We start from the raw sequence: 16,934 nt of genomic DNA on the forward strand, positions 1-16,934 counted from the left end.
AGGAGAAAACAGCTGAAAACCCTTGTTTGGATTTCGGCTGTTGGAAGGAAAGGAATTTTGCAAAGGTCTCGGCCTTTAAATTAAGATGATTAAACGGCGGCGACGGTAAAGCGTTCAAACAAATGCGCTTTGTTTTCCACATCGTCGGCGATGGCGACTGCCAAATCGGCCACACTGATGCCTGCCGGAATTTCACCGTCCATCAGCAAATCGTCTTTACCCAAGCGGTATTTGCCGGTTTTGTCTTCGCTGAAACCGCCGTCCGCGCCCAGTCGTGCCGGAGGGGAAACGAAAGACCAATTCACGTCGCGGCGCGGCAGGAGTTCTGCCAAAAGATGGCGTGCGGCATTGGCGCCGTCGAAAATTTCTTTCGGAAAGTCGGGCGTATTGATAACTTGCAAACCGGGTGCCACATACAGGCTGCCTGCGCCGCCGACGACCAACAAATAAGGCACTTGTGCTGCTTTTGCCGCTTCGACGATGCTGTTTGCGCCGCGTGTGAAATCCGCGCCGATGTTGGGATTGGTCCAGCCCGGGTTGAACGCGCTGACCACAGCATCAAAACCGGCCAGTTTGTCGGCAAAATCTGCCGCGTTGACATCTGCGGAGACGGCGGCAACATTTTGCGCTTGGAAAACTTTGTCTGTGTTGCGGGCAAAAGCGGTTATTTCATGACCGCGACCTGCCAATTCTTGAACGACTGCGTTGCCGACATAACCAGTTGCACCGATAACTGCGATTTTCATGTTTGGCTCCTTGTGGGATGTGATTAATTAGATGAGTGCATTGTAAGGCCGTCTGAAACGCTTGATAATCGCTGATTTACTGTTATTATTGTGAAGTTAAACTAAACAATTATTTCTAAATGCAAGACATCAAACCCCTGCTTGTTTTCGCTGCCGTCCTCGAACACGGCAGCATGAACGCCGCTGCTGCCGCGCTGGGCATGACCCCGTCTGCTGTCAGCCAGCACATCAATCGCCTCGAAACCCTGCACGGCATCAAGCTGTTAAACCGCAGCACGCGCAGCCTTGCGCCTACCGATGCCGGCCGCGCCTTGGGCGAATACTGCCACCGCCTCGCCGCCACCCTTGCCGATACGCGTACCGTTATCGACAATCTGAAAACCGAACCCGTCGGCGAATTGCGCATTTCCCTGACTTCTACGGTCATCGGCTCCCGCGCTTTTCAGACGGCCTTTTCGCGATTGCAAACTGAGTTTCCCAAAATTCGTCCTGTCCTTAATTTCAGCGATACTTTGGACGACCTGCAACACAATCAGACCGACATCGCCATACGCGGCGGCGACCGGGCTTTGGATGATCCCAACTTGGTTGCGCGCCATCTCGTGACTTGGCCGTACATCATTTGCGCCGCGCCCGATTATCTCGACCGGCATCCGCCCATTACCCATCCCTCTCAGCTTCATGCCCACCGCTGGCTGCATTTTTTACCTGTCCGCACCACCTTGCAAAATGGTGAAGAAAGCTATTTCCTTGACGTCGCCGACAGCATTGCCTGCACGCATCTTGCCGCCGTGTGCAATCTGACCGAAAGTGGATTTGGTTTGTCTTTGCAAGTGGACGGCGAAGTGAGGGAGAAAATTGCACAAGGCCGTCTGAAAGCGGTTTTGCCTGAATGGACATTACCACCAGTCAGCCTTTATTTGGTAACGCCTTATCGTGTGCAGTCTGCCAAAGCCGAGGTTGCCGTGCGCATTTTTACCGAGAGTTTTGCCAAGGAAGGGGATTTATGAACGCGGAAAATTGGAGCGTTTACCTGATTTTGTGCGAAAACGGCGCGTTTTATTGCGGCATCAGCAACCGTCCGCAAGAGCGGTTTACGGCGCACTTGTCAGGAAAAGGCGCGAAATACACGCGTTTGAACAAGCCTGTTGAGATGCGCATCGTTTCAGACGGCCTGAACAAAAGTGAAGCGCTGAAACGGGAAATCGGCATTAAGAAATTGACGGCAGAGCAGAAGCGGGGATTGTGGGCTGAAGCTGAAACATTGGCAAAAGACTAATGGCGGGACTGAATTAAATTGTAGTCGGGATATGAAAAACTCTATAAACAAGTAGGCCTGCCGGTGTCTTTTGCATGGCCAAGCGGCAAATGTTTATTAACATGATTCAAAAAGGCCGTCTGAAACCTGATTGGGATTCAAACGGCCTGTTTGGATGGGGATGGCTTTTAGGTTGACGCTACTTATGGAGAAGTCGGTAAAAAGTTGAATTCTAAAAGAAACTTTGAAAATAAAATGAGTAACTGCTTGAACAATAAAATGAAAGTTATCGCGTTTCATGACAAATGGGGGTGAATTTCTATCCGAGTAGAGAGGTGGTGTCAATATGTTTTTCAGTTTTTGAGACAAAATCTGATTTATACCAATATTTATTATAGTGTAGGTCGAAAGTATTAGTTTCTATGCTAGAATTTTTAAGCTGTTTATATAAAACAGTGATTTAAACTAAAACTAAGGAAAGACCGAACATGAACAAATTACTGATTGCCGTAATGATGATGGCTGGTTTGACAGCTTGTTCCCAAGAGGCTAAACAGGAGACTCAAGAGGCTGCTCAAGCCGTTGCATCTGAAGTTAAAAACGAAGTTGCTTCTGCTGCCGATGCTGCTGCATCTGCCGCTCAAGAAGCAGCCGATAAAGCCGAAGCCGCTGCAAGCAAAGCAGAGGAAGCCGCTAAACCTGAAGAAGCTGCCAAGCCTGAAGAGAAAACCGAAGCGCCTGCCGCTGACGCCAAACCTGCAGAAGCCGCCAAAGTGGACGGCAAAGCTGTTTTTGAAGCGAACTGTAAAGCATGCCACAGCGGCTTGATTCCCGGCGCTCCGGCCGTAGGCAAAAAAGAAGACTGGGCGCCTCGCATCAAACAAGGCCAAGACACTCTGCACAAACACGCAATCGAAGGCTTCCAAGCCATGCCTGCCAAAGGCGGCAACGGCAGCTTGAGCGACGACGAAGTGAAAGCCGCAGTTGACTACATGGCCAACGAATCCGGCGCTAAATTCTAAATCATACCGATTGAAACGCACCTTGCCACAAGGTGCGTTTTTTATATTCAGGCGGATGAAAGTTGAAATAGGGCCGATAAACAGGCAAAGGCCGTCTGAAACATTTTATTTTGAAGCACAATCGGCTAAAATCAGGCGAATGATTTTATGCAGGAGCAAACCATGAGCAATCAACACGACAACGTAGATGCCGGCGAAATCGCCAAGTTCAGCCAAATTGCCGACAAATGGTGGGATAAAAACGGCGAATTCAAGCCCCTGCATGACATCAACCCCTTGCGCCTCGACTATATCGACGGCTATGCCGGATTGGCAGGCAAACGTGTGCTGGATGTAGGCTGCGGCGGCGGTATTTTGTCAGAAAGCATGGCCAAATGCGGCGCAGAACACGTTACCGGTATCGATATGGCGGAAAAATCCCTGCAAACCGCCGCTGCCCATGCGGCCGCTCAACATGTTGCCAATATCGATTACCGCTGTATCCGCGTCGAAGACCTCGCCGCCGAGCAGCCGCACAGCTTTGACGTGGTAACGTGTATGGAAATGATGGAACACGTTCCCGATCCGACCGCCATCGTTCAAGCCTGTGCGAAACTGGTCAAACCAGACGGCATGGTGTTTTTCTCCACCATCAACCGCAATCCCAAATCTTATCTGCATCTGATTGTCGGTGCGGAATATCTGTTGAAATTCGTTCCCAAAGGCACGCACGATTGGAAAAAATTCATCACGCCGGCAGAACTTGCGCGTATGTGCCGCCAAGCCGGATTGGATACCGTCGGCAGCAAGGGCATGACCTATAATTTGTTGAGCGGCCGTTATTCCCTGTGCGATTCGACCGAGGTCAACTATATGGTTGCCTGCCGTCCGGCGTAAGGTTACACAGATAAAGCACACGGGCTTGTCCGATATTTGAAACGGTATGCCGAAAGCAACTTGATTCAAATATCGGTAAGTCAAATCAGGCCGTCTGAAAAGAAAAAAGGCATGTTCGATACATGCCTTTTTTGTATGTGCAGAGAGGTTGTCACCCTTATTCCGTCCAAGACGAATACGGATGTTTGCTCAGATATGCATTGGTAAATTTACCGTCTGCCGTGATTTCCTTGCCCAACCAAGACGGTTTGGGAAACTCAGTATCTTCAGACGGCAATTCGATTTCCGCCACAATCAATGGCGCATTGTCGCCGAAATATTCGTCGATTTCATACACAAAGCCTTCAAATTCGACACGGTAGCGGTATTTTTCCATTTTAAACGGACACATATCCGCCATCATCGCTTGCGCGTGCGCCAGCGGGATTTCGTATTCAAACTCGCTGCGCGTCATGTCGGAAATATAGCCTTTCAGGGTCAGCCAGGCTTGCGAACCGATAATCCTCACACGGATGGTGCGCTCTTTTTCCACGCTCAAATAGCCCTGTTGCAATACCAGCGGCTCGCTTGCCGTTTCGCGCCAACTGTCATCTGCCAGCAAAAAGCGGCGTTCGATTTCGACCGTCATGAATTCATTCCTTATTTACCAAACAGGCCGTCTAAAGATTAAAACGGCTTGAAAACCACCATATAAAGCGCGGCCACCATCATCAATACGGGGAGTTCGTTGAATACCCGATACCAGCGGTGCGAATACACATTGCTACCGTTTTGAAAACGGCGCAGCAGCAGGCCGCAATAAAGCTGATAAGCCAAGAGCAGCAGGCCGCACAATAATTTAACCGCCAGCCAGCCGTTGCCCCACCAATTATTTACAAACCCGATGGCCGCGCCGAATATCAGCGTTCCCCAGCCCAAAGGCGACATAAAGCGGTACAGCCTGCGCGACATATCCGTCAGCCGTACATATTCCACGCTGCCAGGCTCTAATTGCGCCAGATTCACATAAATCCGCGGCAGATAAAACAGTCCGGCAAACCAAGAAATTACAAAAAATACATGCAGCAGCTTAAACCACAAATACATTTCAGACGGCCTCAACACCTAAAACCATTATTTTATCCGCAATACAGCCCGAGCCAAAACAAAATAGTCAAAACAATCCGATTTAGTGCGCCGCAACAATGTGTTGCAGGCACAAATTTACCCAAAAACCAAATTGTAAATTCCGCAATAATATGCAATTTGGGATATGCACGATGCAAAAAACTTGTTAAAATCCTATGCTATTTAATTATAAAAACATTATGGACGGAAAACATGAAACAATTCGAAATCAGCAACAGCGTCAGGAAAGAGCTTAGCAACTACCTGAATACTCACAATCTAAACCTCAAAGCCGCCATGGACAACGAAACAACCAATGGCGAAGTCGCGGCCATCGTTCACGCAGGATTGCCGGCGATGATTCGGAAAATCTATTCTTTGGAAAAAATGAAAACCTTTTTCTGGACGAAAAAAGATTTGATGATGGAATTTATCAATATGCGTTTGGCAGCCGGCGACAAAAAGGACAAAAACTAATTTTAACGATGGGCAGGGGGAAATAGGAGTTTGAAATGCGGACTTCTGTTTTTCTCGAAGTCTTGTTAGGGACAGTGCTTGCTCATTGTTCCTAATAAGTTTTGACAACCGAAAGGCCGTCTGAAATTCAAATGATAGGGCATGGGAACATGCCCTGTTTTTATGGGCGGCTTGTCCGCATTGGGAAAATATTGAGCTTGGCAACCGTTGCAGCGTTCCGCGCCGGGTAGTTTTATCGGCTGAATGGTTTTATTTATTTTGCTGAACATATTGAATTGATTATAAAAAGGCCGTTTGAAGTATTTCAGACGGCCTTTAGTGTTGAATCAGCAATTAAAATGGCGGATTTTCAAATCAAGCTGCGTTGTCGAAACCGCTGTGGCGGAGCAGGGCATCCAGGCTTGGTTCGCGGCCGCGGAAGGCTTTGAAGGATTCGGCTGCGCTGCGCGAACCGCCGACGGCCAGTATTTCCTTCCAGAAGCGGCGGCCGGTTTCGGCAACGTCGTCGCTTTCTTCAAAAGCGGCGTAAGCGTCTGCACTCAAAACTTCCGCCCATGCGTAGCTGTAATAGCCTGCGGAGTAGCCGCCGGCGAAGATGTGGCTGAAGCTCAAGGCAAAGCGGTTGTATGCCGGCGGTTGGGTCACGGCGACTTCTTGACGCACTTTGTCCAAGATTTGCGGCCATTCTTTCAGACGGTCTTCATCTTCCTGATGGTAGATTTCCATGTCGAAGAGGGCAAATTCCATTTGACGGACGAGGAACATACCGCGTTGGAAGTTTTTGGCCGCGTGCATTTTGTCGAACAGCTCTTTCGGCAATACCGCGCCGGTTTCTTCGTGCGAGGACATTTGCGCCAATACGTCGTATTCCCAAACGAAGTTTTCCATGAATTGGCTAGGCAGCTCGACCGCGTCCCATTCGACGCCGTTGATGCCGGATACGCCCACTTCGTCAACTTGGGTCAACAAGTGGTGCAGGCCGTGGCCGGTTTCGTGGAAGAGGGTGATGATTTCGTCGTGGCTCAAACGCGCTTCTTTGTCGCCAACAGGCGGGGTGAAGTTGCAGACGAGGTAGGCGGTCGGCAGTTGCAGCGTACCGTCGGCGAAACGGCGGCGGCTTTTGTAGCCGTCCATCCATGCGCCGCCGCGTTTACCTTCGCGTGCGTACAAGTCCATGTAAACGCCGCCGATGGTTTGGCCGTCTTGTTTCAGCTCAAAATAGCGCACGTCTTTGTGCCAAACGGGAACGGTTTTTTCAGCCAGCTCGATGCCGTAGAGTTTTTTGATTTGGGCAAACAGGCCTGCCAAGACTTTGCTGATAGGGAAGTATTTTTTCACTTCGGCTTCGCTGAAGGCGTATTTGGCTTGGCGCAGTTTTTCGGCTGCGTAGCTCAAATCCCACGATTGCGGGTCTTCGATATTCAGGTTTTCGCGCGCAAAGGCCTTGATCTCGGCAAAGTCTTTTTCGGCAAAAGGTTTGGCGCGGCGGGCAAGGTCGTGCAGGAAGTTCAGAACCTGTTCGGGCGTATCCGCCATTTTGGTTGCCAGCGACAGCTCGGCGTAGTTTTTGAAGCCGAGCAGTTTGGCGGTTTTCAGCGCGTTTGCAAGCGTTTGTTCGACGTTGGCCGTGTTGTCGAATTTGCCTTCGTCAGCCAATTCGCTGGCACGGGTAACGTAGGCGCGGTAGATTTGTTCGCGCAGTTCGCGGTTGTCAGCGTATTGGATAACGGCGAGGTAGTGCGGAATCTGCAGGCCGATTTTGTAGCCTGTTTTGCCTTCGCTTTGCGCGGCGGCGGCAAACATGGCGATGGAGTCTTCGGGAATGCCGACAAGCGGCGCGGCATCGTCAAAGTAAATGCCGAAAGCATCGGTCGCGTCTTGGATGTTTTGTGCGAATTTGGCCCCCAGTTGCGCGCCTTCGGTTTGCAGTTGCGCCAGTTCTGCCTGTTGTTCGGGCGGCAATTCGGCACCGCTGAGGACGAAATCGCGCAAGTCGTGGTTGAGCTTGGTTTGCTGAGCCGGGGAGAGGGTGTCGAATTCGGCAGAATTTTTGATGATTTTGAAGCGGTTGTACAATTCGATGTCTTGACCGATTTCGGTAAAGAAAATGGTGATTTCAGGCATCAATTCGTTGTATGCGGCACGCAGTTCGGGCGTATCGACGACGGAGTTGAGATGGGAAACCACGCTCCAAATGCGGCCGACGCGTTCGGTAATGTCGGTCAGTTTTTCGACGGTGTTTGCCCAGTCGGTGTGCGTTTGCGCTTTGATGGCGGCGATTTGTTCGCGCGCTTCGGTAATGGCGGTTTGCAGGGCGGGTTTGATGTCTTCGGTTTTGATTTGGTCGAAACGGGGTTCTTCGCCCAAGTGGAGCAGGACGTTGTCGCTCATATGGTTTCTCCTGAATAAGATGGATTCAGACGGCCTTGTGGCCGTCTGAAAAGAAAACGATAGGCGTTATATGGTGGCAGATAGGTAGAATTAAAGTGTCTCGCCTGCCTGTCGGCCAATCTTATTCTGCGCCGCGCGGATTGGCGTGCAATGGCGCAGCCAGCTCGAGACGCATGGTGGTGCCTTCTGGGGCATAAACCGCATTGGCAACATTGGTTTGCAGGGATTCGGCAAACGAGCCGCGATACACTTTTGCGCCTTGGTGGGTCAGGTTGGATTGTACGTCGACGTACACTTCGCCGCCGATTTGTCGCCAGAGGTGGCAGAAGGTGTAGTCTTCGGACAGGTAGCGTTTGCTTTCAGGATCAACCATGCAGTCGAAGAAGCGGTAGTGCAGGCCTTTGTTTTCCGGGCTGTAGTCGCTGTCGGAGACGTAGTTCAACTCTGGGTAGGCCTCTATCATTTTTTCAAATACGCTGCGTTTGATAACCATGAAGCCGGTTGGCGCGTCATGAACTTTCATAAAGCCTTCTTCATCGACTTTCAGGACGATTTCACCGTTTTCATCTTTGTCGTTGGTGTTGACGGTGTAAGAAGTGTACATGCGCTCAAAATCGGCTTGGGTCATGCCGGCCGGAAGGCCTGCTTTCGGCCAGTTTTCGCGTTTTAGCGGATAAACGCCGGCTACAACGTCTTTGTCGGCCAAGAGCAGACGGTAGAATGAATCGGGAGAGAAGCCGATGTCGGAGTCAATCCAAAATAAATGCGTCCATTCTTTGTTTTCCAAAAATCTGGCCACGCAGTTGTTGCGCGCGCGCGTAATCAGGCTTTCGCCGCGCTGCATCATTACTTGCAGCGGCAGGCCGAGGGAGGCGTTGGTGTGGACGATGTTCAGAAGCGAGAGGGTGTAGTTGTGGAAATATTTGCCGTCATGGCTGGGGGTCATGATTACAGGGTACATTTCGGCAAGGGCTGATTCTGGCAACATGAGTTTTCCTTATTGTTGATTGTGAATTTGGGTATTGTAAGTGATTTGATAGTATATATAAACTGGGCTATTTTAATTTATTGATTAATCGGCATTGTGTGCGTAAGAATTCGTCCAAAACCGCCTGTTGGATTTCCAAGCGTTTGGCTACGGGCGAGGCGAAGCGCACGATGATGTTGTACACCTTGTCATCATGTGGCACGCGGGATACACGCGGCTGGGCGGCGGGCGTGATAAACAATTTTTGGGTTTGCACGTTTTCCAAATGCTGCTTGATGGCAGGGACATAAGGCTCGCACAGCGGCTCAAGAACGTCTTTCAGACGGCCGATGATTTCGTCCGAATCCAAATGAATCGGCACGGGGATTTCCACCGTATGAATCACATAATCGCCCAAAATATTGTCGCGGCGCACGGTGTGGCTCAGAAGCAGGCTGTTGGGAAACGAGAGCGTTTTGCCGGAAAGTTGGCCGATCAACGGATTAGGGCCGATTTGCATCATCAGCGTGTTCAGCATATTGATATCGACCACCCGTCCGCGCAGGCCGTTGATTTCGATGTAGTCGCCGATGGAGTATTGTTTGGTTACCGAGCGCAGGATGCTGCCGGACAAACACATAATCAGCTCTTTGGTTGCCACTACAATCGCCGCGGCCACTGCAAACATCGACAAGGCCAAAGTTTGAATCTGCGCCGCCCAAATCATCGCCAGCCCGAGCAGGATCAGCAACATGGTCACGTTGCGGCTGAACACCAGCGAGCGGCGTTTGTTTTCAATGCTCAAATCCGGATGGCTGCGAAAATGCGCCGAGAGCAAAATGCTGCGCCCAGCAATGACGGCCACAATCATCAATACCGACATCAATGCCGATTTGATGATTTCTTCACTGACAGGCAAAGCGTTCAGCCATTCATGCATGGTGTTCCACATAATCCTGTTTCCTTTCCCTTCTTAGGCCGTCTGAAAACCCACGCGTTCAAAAATTTCTGCCGCACACGCTTCCGATACTGCAAACAAAGTTGCCACGCTGCCCAAAGCCCGTTGCGTCGCCTCGCTCAAATCATCGCGGCATACTTCGCCCAGCCACTCAACCGGTCGCACCAGCGACATTTTTTCATCGTCCCATTGCGGACAATGCACCGCTCCGCCTGTAATCCTGCCGACCCGATAACGGCGCAGGGTAGGCGAGTAGGTCAATACGGCATCTCCATCGGCCAACTCGTTGACAAACCTCCACATCTGAGCCGCACCCGATTGCGCCGTTCTCAATTTCACATCCGGCACGGCCGAACGGTAAATATCCGTCAGTTCCTCACGGCCAAAACCCTTGGCCGCCGCTTCGGCCAGCATGGGCCAGGCCAATGCCGCCACACCGCGTTCAAAAAATACATCATAAAGCGCACCTTGCGTGCTGCGAACCATATAAAGTCTGGCTTGTTTTCCCATTGCAGTACCTATTTGTTTGAAGAACCCATCCCTTTGTTTCCATGTTACCTGTTACGGCTGAAAAATTCGATATTTTACATTGCCGGAAGGGTTTGAAGTTCTCGCTGAAAATAAATGAATTATAGATGAAAGGCCGTCTGAAAAATAAAATAGGCTTATATATCAACAGATGATATATCGTAACAATATATTAATAACTGTAAAATTTTTTACGTTTGCATCAAAAAAAGATAAGATAAAAAATCAATCGCGAAAGATTGCTATCCACTGAACATTAGGAGAGAAAAAATGACCTGTAAAACCCACGAACATCATGACCACGTTCACGGCGCAAACTGCGGCCACACTGCCATCAAACACGAAGGCCACGTCGATTATCTGCACGACGGCCACCTGCACCATGAGCACAACGGCCACTACGACGAGCATGCCCTGAACGTCAATGAAACCAACCCTGACGGCTGCCATCCGGTTGACACCTGCCACGGCCACGTTCACGGCGAAGGTTGCGGCCACGAAGCCGTACCGCACGGCGATCACGTCGACTACATCGTCAACGGCCGTCTGCATCACCAACACGGCGACCACTGCGACGACCACGGTCCGGTTGAAATCGTTAAATAAAACTGTTTTTCAGACGGCCTTTAATATGGGGCATCTGTAGGGGAAGGGGGTGTATTTTCACCCCCTTTTCATATATATTGTCGTACCCTACACTAAAACAGCCATTATTATGTTTGACATCATATTTGTATTGGTATTCGGCAGGCTCCAAGCCTCCGGAACACTGAATTTCCCCGATAGGCTTTATCCCATCTGGAAATGGGCGCTAGGCGCAGGCATGCTTTATGCCGCGATAGGGACAATGCTGGGATATGCTTTCTCCGGTTCCTTCTCCCTAGTCAGCTTTTTGCTGATTATTGCCTTGTCATCCACCTATTTCAGACGGCCTTTAGTTTTACCAATTCACGCGGACGGCCCTGCTGCCGAGCAATGTTTCCAGTTCGTCAAACAAGGCGGTGCTTGGCGTTACCATCCATTTTGGCGCAATTTTCAATTTACCCGATGCTTTGCCGTTGCTGTACGATAGTTGCAGCGGGATGTGCGATGTGTCGGGCAGGCGGTGGGCGGTGAGGATGGCGGCGAGGTGTGCGATGTCGTGACCGGGGGCGAGGGCGAGGCTGAGGCTGCGGGCGTAGCGTTCGCGCGCCATTTGCAGGGTCATGACTTGGTTGGCCATGATGCGCAACCCGTCGCCGCCGCCATAGTCGTCGCGGCTGACTTTGGATTCGATAATCAGCACTTGGTCGGATTTGAGGTAGTCGGCACAGTTTTCCAGCGTGTGGCCGCTGACCATGATTTCAATCTGTCCGCTCAAATCTTCGAGGCTGACGAAGGCGATTTTGCCGCGCTTGCCCATCATGGTGCGCACGGCGGTCACGAATCCGGCGAGGCGCACGCTGTCTTGCGGTTTCAGACGGCCTAATTTGGTCGGGGCGATTTGACGGACTTCTTGGGCATACGGACCGAACGGGTGGCCGGAGAGGTAAAAGCCGATGACGGTTTTTTCTTCGGCGAGTTTTTCCGATTCGCTCCACATGGGCGCGTCGATGAGCTGCACCGGCTCGATGGCGTCTTCCATCATGTCAAACAGCCCGCCTTGATTGGCGTTGGCGGCTTTTTGGTCGGCGTTGTTCATGGCAAGGTCGATGTTTGCCAAGAGCATGGCGCGGTTGGGTTCGATACTGTCGAACGCGCCGCCGCGGATTAGAGCTTCGAGGGTGCGGCGGTTCATGTGTTCTTTGCCGACGCGCTCGCAGAAGTCCAACAGGCCGGTAAATTTGCCACCGCTTTGCCGCGCGGCGATGATGGATTCGACGGCGGCTTCGCCCGTGCCTTTAATCGCGCCGAGTGCGTAGCGGATTTTCATGTTCGGATACGGCGTGAAGCGGTAGTCGGATTCGTTGATGTCGGGCGGCAGGAACTCGATGCCGTTGGCGCGGCAGTCGTCGTAGAAATGTTTGAGCTGGTCGGTGTTGTCCAATTCAGACGACATGGTCGCCGCCATAAATTCGGCGGGATAATGGGCTTTGAGCCATGCGGTCTGATAGGAAATCAGGGCGTAGGCGGCGGCGTGGGATTTGTTGAAACCGTAGCCGGCGAATTTTTCCATGTAGTTGAAGATTTCGTCGGATTTTTCACGCGAAATGCCTTGTTTTGCCGCGCCTTCGGCGAAGATTTCGCGGTGTTTCACCATTTCTTCAGGCTTTTTCTTACCCATGGCGCGACGCAGCAAGTCCGCGCCGCCGAGCGAGTAGCCGCCGATAATTTGCGCCGCCTGCATCACTTGTTCCTGATACACCATAATCCCGTAGGTCGGCGCGAGAATGCCTTTGAGCAGCGGATGGATGTATTGGAATTCCTGTCCCTTCATGCGCGCGACGAAGTCGGGGATGTTGTCCATCGGGCCGGGACGGTAGAGCGACACGAAGGCGATAAGTTCTTCAAACTTGGTCGTATGCGCCGTTTTCAGCATTTTTTTCATGCCGGTCGACTCAAACTGGAACACGGCGGTGGTGTTTGCATCGCGGAAGATTTGGTAGGCGGCTTGGTCGTCAAGCGGAATCTTGCCGACATCGACAATATCGCCGGTGGTGTTTTTGATATTGTTCTGCGCCATTTCGATAATGGTCAAGTTGCGCAGACCCAAAAAGTCAAACTTCACCAAACCCACGTCTTCCACGTCGCCCTTGTCGTACATGGATACGGGCGAGGCGGATTCGTCCGCCTGATACACGGGGCTATAATCGGAAATCTTGCCTGGCGCAATCAACACGCCGCCTGCGTGCATACCCAAACCGCGCGTCAAATCTTCCAGCTTTTTCGCCAGCGTAATCAGTTCGTCCGCTTCTTCCGCTTCAATCAATTCCTGAATTTGTGGCTCGGCCTCCATGGCTTTTTCCAAACTCAGGGGTTTGTTGGCTTCCAACGGAATCAGCTTGGACAGTTTGTCGCACAGCATAAACGGCAGTTCCAGCACGCGTCCAACGTCGCGGATGACTGCTTTGGAGGACATAGTGCCGAAGGTGACAATTTGGCTGACTGCCTCCGCGCCATATTTTTCGCGCACATATTCAATCACGCGGCCGCGGTTTGCCTGACAGAAGTCTACGTCAAAGTCAGGCATGGAGACGCGTTCGGGGTTCAAGAAACGCTCGAACAGCAGCGCGTATTTGAGCGGATCAAGGTCGGTAATCTTCAGCGAATACGCCACCAGCGAACCCGCGCCCGAACCGCGTCCCGGTCCGACCGGACAGCCGTGCGTTTTCGCCCAGTTGATAAAGTCTTGTACGATAAGGAAATAGCCGGGGAATTTCATCTGGATGATGATGTTCAACTCAAAATCCAAACGTTCCTGATATTCCGGCATTTTTGCCGCCCGCTCCGCCTCATCGGGATAAAGCTGAACCATGCGTTCCTGCAAGCCTTCGTTGGACAATTTCACCAAATAATCATCCAGCGACAGGCCGTCCGGAGTAGGGAAGAGCGGCAGGAAGTTTTTGCCCAATGTGATGTGCAGATTGCAACGTTTGGCAATTTCCACCGTGTTTTCCAAGGCTTCAGGCAAATCGGCGAAATGTTCGGCCATGGTTTCCGGCGGAATGAAAAACTGGCTCGGTGCGAAATCGCGCGGACGTTTTTTGTCCGTCAATACCCAGCCGCCTGCGATACATACCCGCGCCTCGTGTGCGTTGAAATCGTCGCGGCTCATAAACTGGGTCGGATGCGTTGCTACCACCGGCAAACCCAGTTCCTCCGCCAGCTTCACGCTGCCCGAAACGCAAGCCTCCCATTCAGGGCGTTCGGGCAGGCGTTGCAGCTCTAAATAAAACGCATCAGGAAACCACGCAGCATACTTCAACGCCGCCGCACGCGCCGCGTCTTCATTTCCGTTTAAGAGATTCACGCCCACTTCGCCGTAATGCGCGCCGCTCAAACAAATCAAGCCGCTGTTGTCGCCGTTTTCCAGCCATTCGGGATTGAGTTCCGCATGATGGATATTGCGGTCTTTGCCGACATAGGCCTCCGTCAAAAGCTCGCTTAAGCGCAGATAGCCTGCATCGTTGCGGATAATCAGCATGGTGCGAAAGGGCTTGTCGGGCGCATTCGGATTGCCTATCCACACATCTGCCGCGCCGATGGGCTTAATCCCTGCCACGCGGCAGGCTTTATAGAATTTCACCAAGCCGAATTCGTTCATCAAATCGCTGATGCCCAAAGCAGGCAAACCGTATTCCTGTGCTTTGGCAATCAGTTTTTTAATCCGCACCATACCGTCGGTAATCGAAAATTCGGTATGCAGGCGCAGGGGGATGTAGGTCGGCTCGGTCATGGCAAAATCGGCGTGAACAATAAAAGGCGTATTGTAGCAGGGTTGGCGGTTAAAGGCCGTCTGAAAACCAAATGTAATGGGGTTGGATAAAGCAAATAAAACAGAAGGGGGCTTTCTTTCAGACGGCCATGTTAAAATATTGCCATTATTGAAAAGGATTGAATGATGGAAGCAACAGTCTATCTTGAAGACAACGAATACATCGCTTTATGCGACTTGTTGAAACTGGCCGGCCTAGCCGAAAGCGGCGGACAGGCAAAAGCGTTTATCGCCGAAGGGCTGGTGTTGCGCAACGGCGAAACCGAAACCCGTAAAACCGCCAAAATACGCGGCGGCGAAGTGATTGAGTTTGACGGTGCGCGCTTGGAAATCGCCGATGGATACGACCCTGAAGAATAAAGCTGAAGCCATCTTGGGCGAGCCGTTGTTAGACGAACCTGTCCGCCCTGAGTCGTGGGAATGTTGCGGCAGCGAATGCGGCGATGCCTGTATTCAGACAATGTATTGGGCGGAAAAAGCACGCTATGACGCGCAACAGCGGAAATTGAAAGAAGCGGGTTGGACTGATGGCGAAGATGAGGCAAAGGCCGTCTGAAAACGATTGGCTTCAAACAATGCTGCATTAAAGCCAATGCCGTCTGAAAGTTTCAGACGGCATTGGCTTTTTTAAAGTTTAAATTAAGATTTTGTTACCTCGGAAGCGGTTGCATTTTCAGGTGTGTCAGGTGCAGCATCTGCAGGAGCCTGATAATCTGTATTTTGCGATGAAGAGGGCTCGGCATTGTCATAGTTATCATGTTTATGATGCTTATCATGTTTACCAAAGTGTCGTTTGTCTTGATCGTCATCTTGTGCTACTGCCAATACTTTGCCGTTTTGAGCATCAACCAAAGCTTCGTATTCGACGCCGTCTTTCAAGATTTCTACTTTGTAACGGCCGCCCAAATGTTGTTTGTATTTGTAATCGACATCTTTAACGACGCCGCCCACTTCTGCTACCGCTGCTGCGGCTGCTTGCTGGCCGGAAACCTTTGCAAACATACCTTCTTTGAAAGCCATGGTACCTGCCGCACCGGCAACGCCCAAACTTGAAGCAATAATACCGGCAATGATGAGTTTTTTTGAAATAAAAGCGTTAATGCGTTTCATGATTTTCTTTCCTACTGTGTTGTTGAACGATGAATGCATTCTATGCCTCAACAATTAGCTGAATATGAGCAAAATGCTAAGATGTGTAATTAGTTGCAATACTAAAATTAACACTTTAATAATAATGGAGATCGAAGCCGCGTCTTTCAGGCGGCCTTGCTGATATGTTGTGATGGCATATTTGGCGCAGATTGTGGTTTGCGTGTGAAAACAAAAAAAGCGTGATGAAAAAAAGGGCATGTGTGAGACATACCCCGGATTAAATGGTAAATGCGATGGTGAGAAACCAAATGACGGAATAAGATTTGCGGTTGGTCAACTTATCTCATTCCGCCTTGTTTTACAATCATTCAGGCAATGCTTCGCCTGCAAGATTTTCGATTTCTTCGCGATGCGCGTCAAACCATGAACCGACCACTTGATTGACTTCGTCCATGCCTTGTTTTTTCAGGCTGGAGAATAATTGAACGCTGATTTTTTGGCGGTCGGTGTAGGGTTTAAGTGATTTTTTTACCGCCGCCAAAGTTTTAATTTGGTCATTTTTAGACAGCTTGTCTGCTTTTGACAGCAGGATATGCACAGGACGGCCGGTAATGTGGAAAAAGTCCAGCATTTGAATGTCTAAAGCTTTGAGCGGATGGCGCGAGTCCATAATCAAAATCAGGCCGATCAGTTGGCGGCGTTGTTGCAGGTAGTCGCCCAAGAGTTTGACCCAGTGAGCACGGATGGCCTCCGGTACTTGCGCGTAGCCGTAGCCGGGCAAGTCGACCATGAAATTGCCGTTTTCCAGTTCAAAGAAATTGATGTGTTGGGTGCGGCCCGGTGTTTTGGAAACGTAGGCAAGGCGCACATGATTGGTTAAGGTATTGATGGCGCTGGATTTACCGGCATTGCTTCGGCCGACAAAGGCAATCTCGGCCGGTGTGTCGGGCAGGTCTTTCAGATGGTTGACCGTTGTAAAAAATTTGGCGTTTTGAAAAAGGTTCATCAGTATTTCCTTGCGTGGAAACAAAACTGCAACATCATAATTTGTATCGGGCATTTATGTTGCAGCAGTTTGGTAATTTGAGTAGTAATTTA

The 16,934-nt window shown here is 50.8% G+C and carries 18 protein-coding genes; 8 read left to right on the forward strand and 10 right to left on the reverse strand.

Annotated elements, in window-relative coordinates; genetic code table 11:
* Nucleotides 1–89: 89 nt before the first annotated feature.
* Nucleotides 90–746 carry an NAD(P)-dependent oxidoreductase gene (locus tag ACTHSP_RS10315; RefSeq protein ID WP_314513515.1) on the reverse strand — a complete coding sequence of 219 codons (657 nt, stop codon included), beginning with the start codon at nucleotides 744–746 and terminating at the stop codon, nucleotides 90–92.
* Between the two features lie 119 nt (nucleotides 747–865).
* Between ACTHSP_RS10315 and ACTHSP_RS10320 the strand changes: the two genes are divergently transcribed.
* The 4 genes from ACTHSP_RS10320 to ubiG all read left to right on the forward strand — a co-directional run bounded on the left by ACTHSP_RS10320 (nucleotide 866) and on the right by ubiG (nucleotide 3,902).
* Nucleotides 866–1,756 (forward strand): LysR family transcriptional regulator, encoded by an 891-nt coding sequence (locus ACTHSP_RS10320; protein ID WP_440346062.1) that lies wholly within the window; start codon nucleotides 866–868, stop codon nucleotides 1,754–1,756.
* Entirely contained in the window at nucleotides 1,753–2,025 is a 273-nt protein-coding gene (locus tag ACTHSP_RS10325; protein ID WP_314513517.1) for a GIY-YIG nuclease family protein, read from the forward strand. The genes ACTHSP_RS10320 and ACTHSP_RS10325 overlap by 4 nt, the downstream gene beginning before the upstream one ends.
* Before the next feature lie 467 nt (nucleotides 2,026–2,492).
* Nucleotides 2,493–3,026 carry a c-type cytochrome gene (locus ACTHSP_RS10330; protein ID WP_314513519.1) on the forward strand — a complete coding sequence of 178 codons (534 nt, stop codon included), beginning with the start codon at nucleotides 2,493–2,495 and terminating at the stop codon, nucleotides 3,024–3,026.
* Between the two features lie 162 nt (nucleotides 3,027–3,188).
* Nucleotides 3,189–3,902: a bifunctional 2-polyprenyl-6-hydroxyphenol methylase/3-demethylubiquinol 3-O-methyltransferase UbiG gene (ubiG, locus tag ACTHSP_RS10335; protein ID WP_314513521.1), complete on the forward strand. Its 714-nt coding sequence runs from the start codon at nucleotides 3,189–3,191 to the stop codon at nucleotides 3,900–3,902.
* A 157-nt stretch (nucleotides 3,903–4,059) separates the two neighbouring features.
* Here the strand turns inward: ubiG and ACTHSP_RS10340 are convergent, their stop codons facing one another.
* On the reverse strand, nucleotides 4,060–4,530 hold the full coding sequence (locus tag ACTHSP_RS10340; RefSeq protein ID WP_314513522.1) for a CYTH domain-containing protein: 471 nt from the start codon (nucleotides 4,528–4,530) through the stop codon (nucleotides 4,060–4,062).
* Between the two features lie 38 nt (nucleotides 4,531–4,568).
* Complete coding sequence (locus ACTHSP_RS10345) at nucleotides 4,569–4,988, reverse strand: CopD family protein (RefSeq protein ID WP_003681587.1); 420 nt, start codon at nucleotides 4,986–4,988, stop codon at nucleotides 4,569–4,571.
* Between the two features lie 234 nt (nucleotides 4,989–5,222).
* Here ACTHSP_RS10345 and ACTHSP_RS10350 point away from each other — a divergent pair, with 234 nt between their 5' ends.
* Nucleotides 5,223–5,486 carry a hypothetical protein gene (locus ACTHSP_RS10350; protein ID WP_314513523.1) on the forward strand — a complete coding sequence of 88 codons (264 nt, stop codon included), beginning with the start codon at nucleotides 5,223–5,225 and terminating at the stop codon, nucleotides 5,484–5,486.
* A 354-nt stretch (nucleotides 5,487–5,840) separates the two neighbouring features.
* On the opposite strand, the gene ACTHSP_RS10355 is transcribed toward ACTHSP_RS10350, so the two are convergent.
* The 4 genes from ACTHSP_RS10355 to ACTHSP_RS10370 all read right to left on the reverse strand — a co-directional run bounded on the left by ACTHSP_RS10355 (nucleotide 5,841) and on the right by ACTHSP_RS10370 (nucleotide 10,312).
* On the reverse strand, nucleotides 5,841–7,877 hold the full coding sequence (locus tag ACTHSP_RS10355) for a M3 family metallopeptidase (RefSeq protein WP_314513525.1): 2,037 nt from the start codon (nucleotides 7,875–7,877) through the stop codon (nucleotides 5,841–5,843).
* A 121-nt stretch (nucleotides 7,878–7,998) separates the two neighbouring features.
* Nucleotides 7,999–8,865: a hypothetical protein gene (locus ACTHSP_RS10360; RefSeq protein WP_128582090.1), complete on the reverse strand. Its 867-nt coding sequence runs from the start codon at nucleotides 8,863–8,865 to the stop codon at nucleotides 7,999–8,001.
* Nucleotides 8,866–8,932: 67 nt separating this feature from the next.
* The gene (locus tag ACTHSP_RS10365) at nucleotides 8,933–9,796 is read right to left on the reverse strand and encodes a mechanosensitive ion channel family protein (RefSeq protein WP_314513528.1); all 864 of its coding nucleotides are present in this window, start codon (nucleotides 9,794–9,796) and stop codon (nucleotides 8,933–8,935) included.
* Between the two features lie 21 nt (nucleotides 9,797–9,817).
* Nucleotides 9,818–10,312, reverse strand: coding sequence for a restriction endonuclease (locus tag ACTHSP_RS10370; RefSeq protein ID WP_314513529.1), 495 nt, complete (start codon nucleotides 10,310–10,312; stop codon nucleotides 9,818–9,820).
* A 288-nt stretch (nucleotides 10,313–10,600) separates the two neighbouring features.
* Here ACTHSP_RS10370 and ACTHSP_RS10375 point away from each other — a divergent pair, with 288 nt between their 5' ends.
* Entirely contained in the window at nucleotides 10,601–10,936 is a 336-nt protein-coding gene (locus ACTHSP_RS10375; protein WP_128580243.1) for a hypothetical protein, read from the forward strand.
* A 334-nt stretch (nucleotides 10,937–11,270) separates the two neighbouring features.
* Here the strand turns inward: ACTHSP_RS10375 and dnaE are convergent, their stop codons facing one another.
* Nucleotides 11,271–14,705 (reverse strand): DNA polymerase III subunit alpha, encoded by a 3,435-nt coding sequence (dnaE, locus tag ACTHSP_RS10380; RefSeq protein WP_440346063.1) that lies wholly within the window; start codon nucleotides 14,703–14,705, stop codon nucleotides 11,271–11,273.
* Between the two features lie 165 nt (nucleotides 14,706–14,870).
* Here dnaE and ACTHSP_RS10385 point away from each other — a divergent pair, with 165 nt between their 5' ends.
* On the forward strand, nucleotides 14,871–15,104 hold the full coding sequence (locus ACTHSP_RS10385; RefSeq protein WP_002221492.1) for an RNA-binding S4 domain-containing protein: 234 nt from the start codon (nucleotides 14,871–14,873) through the stop codon (nucleotides 15,102–15,104).
* Nucleotides 15,082–15,300 carry a hypothetical protein gene (locus tag ACTHSP_RS10390; RefSeq protein ID WP_036492735.1) on the forward strand — a complete coding sequence of 73 codons (219 nt, stop codon included), beginning with the start codon at nucleotides 15,082–15,084 and terminating at the stop codon, nucleotides 15,298–15,300. The genes ACTHSP_RS10385 and ACTHSP_RS10390 overlap by 23 nt, the downstream gene beginning before the upstream one ends.
* 83 nt (nucleotides 15,301–15,383) lie before the next feature.
* Here ACTHSP_RS10390 and ACTHSP_RS10395 read toward each other — a convergent pair whose 3' ends face one another.
* Both ACTHSP_RS10395 and yihA read right to left on the reverse strand, forming a co-directional pair.
* A complete protein-coding gene (locus ACTHSP_RS10395) occupies nucleotides 15,384–15,854 on the reverse strand; it encodes a PepSY domain-containing protein (protein WP_224783462.1) in 471 nt (156 codons plus the stop codon).
* 346 nt (nucleotides 15,855–16,200) lie between these two features.
* Nucleotides 16,201–16,842 carry a ribosome biogenesis GTP-binding protein YihA/YsxC gene (gene yihA, locus ACTHSP_RS10400; protein ID WP_314513221.1) on the reverse strand — a complete coding sequence of 214 codons (642 nt, stop codon included), beginning with the start codon at nucleotides 16,840–16,842 and terminating at the stop codon, nucleotides 16,201–16,203.
* Nucleotides 16,843–16,934: the final 92 nt, after the last annotated feature.

This window comes from Neisseria sp. P0001.S005 (genome assembly GCF_051963715.1).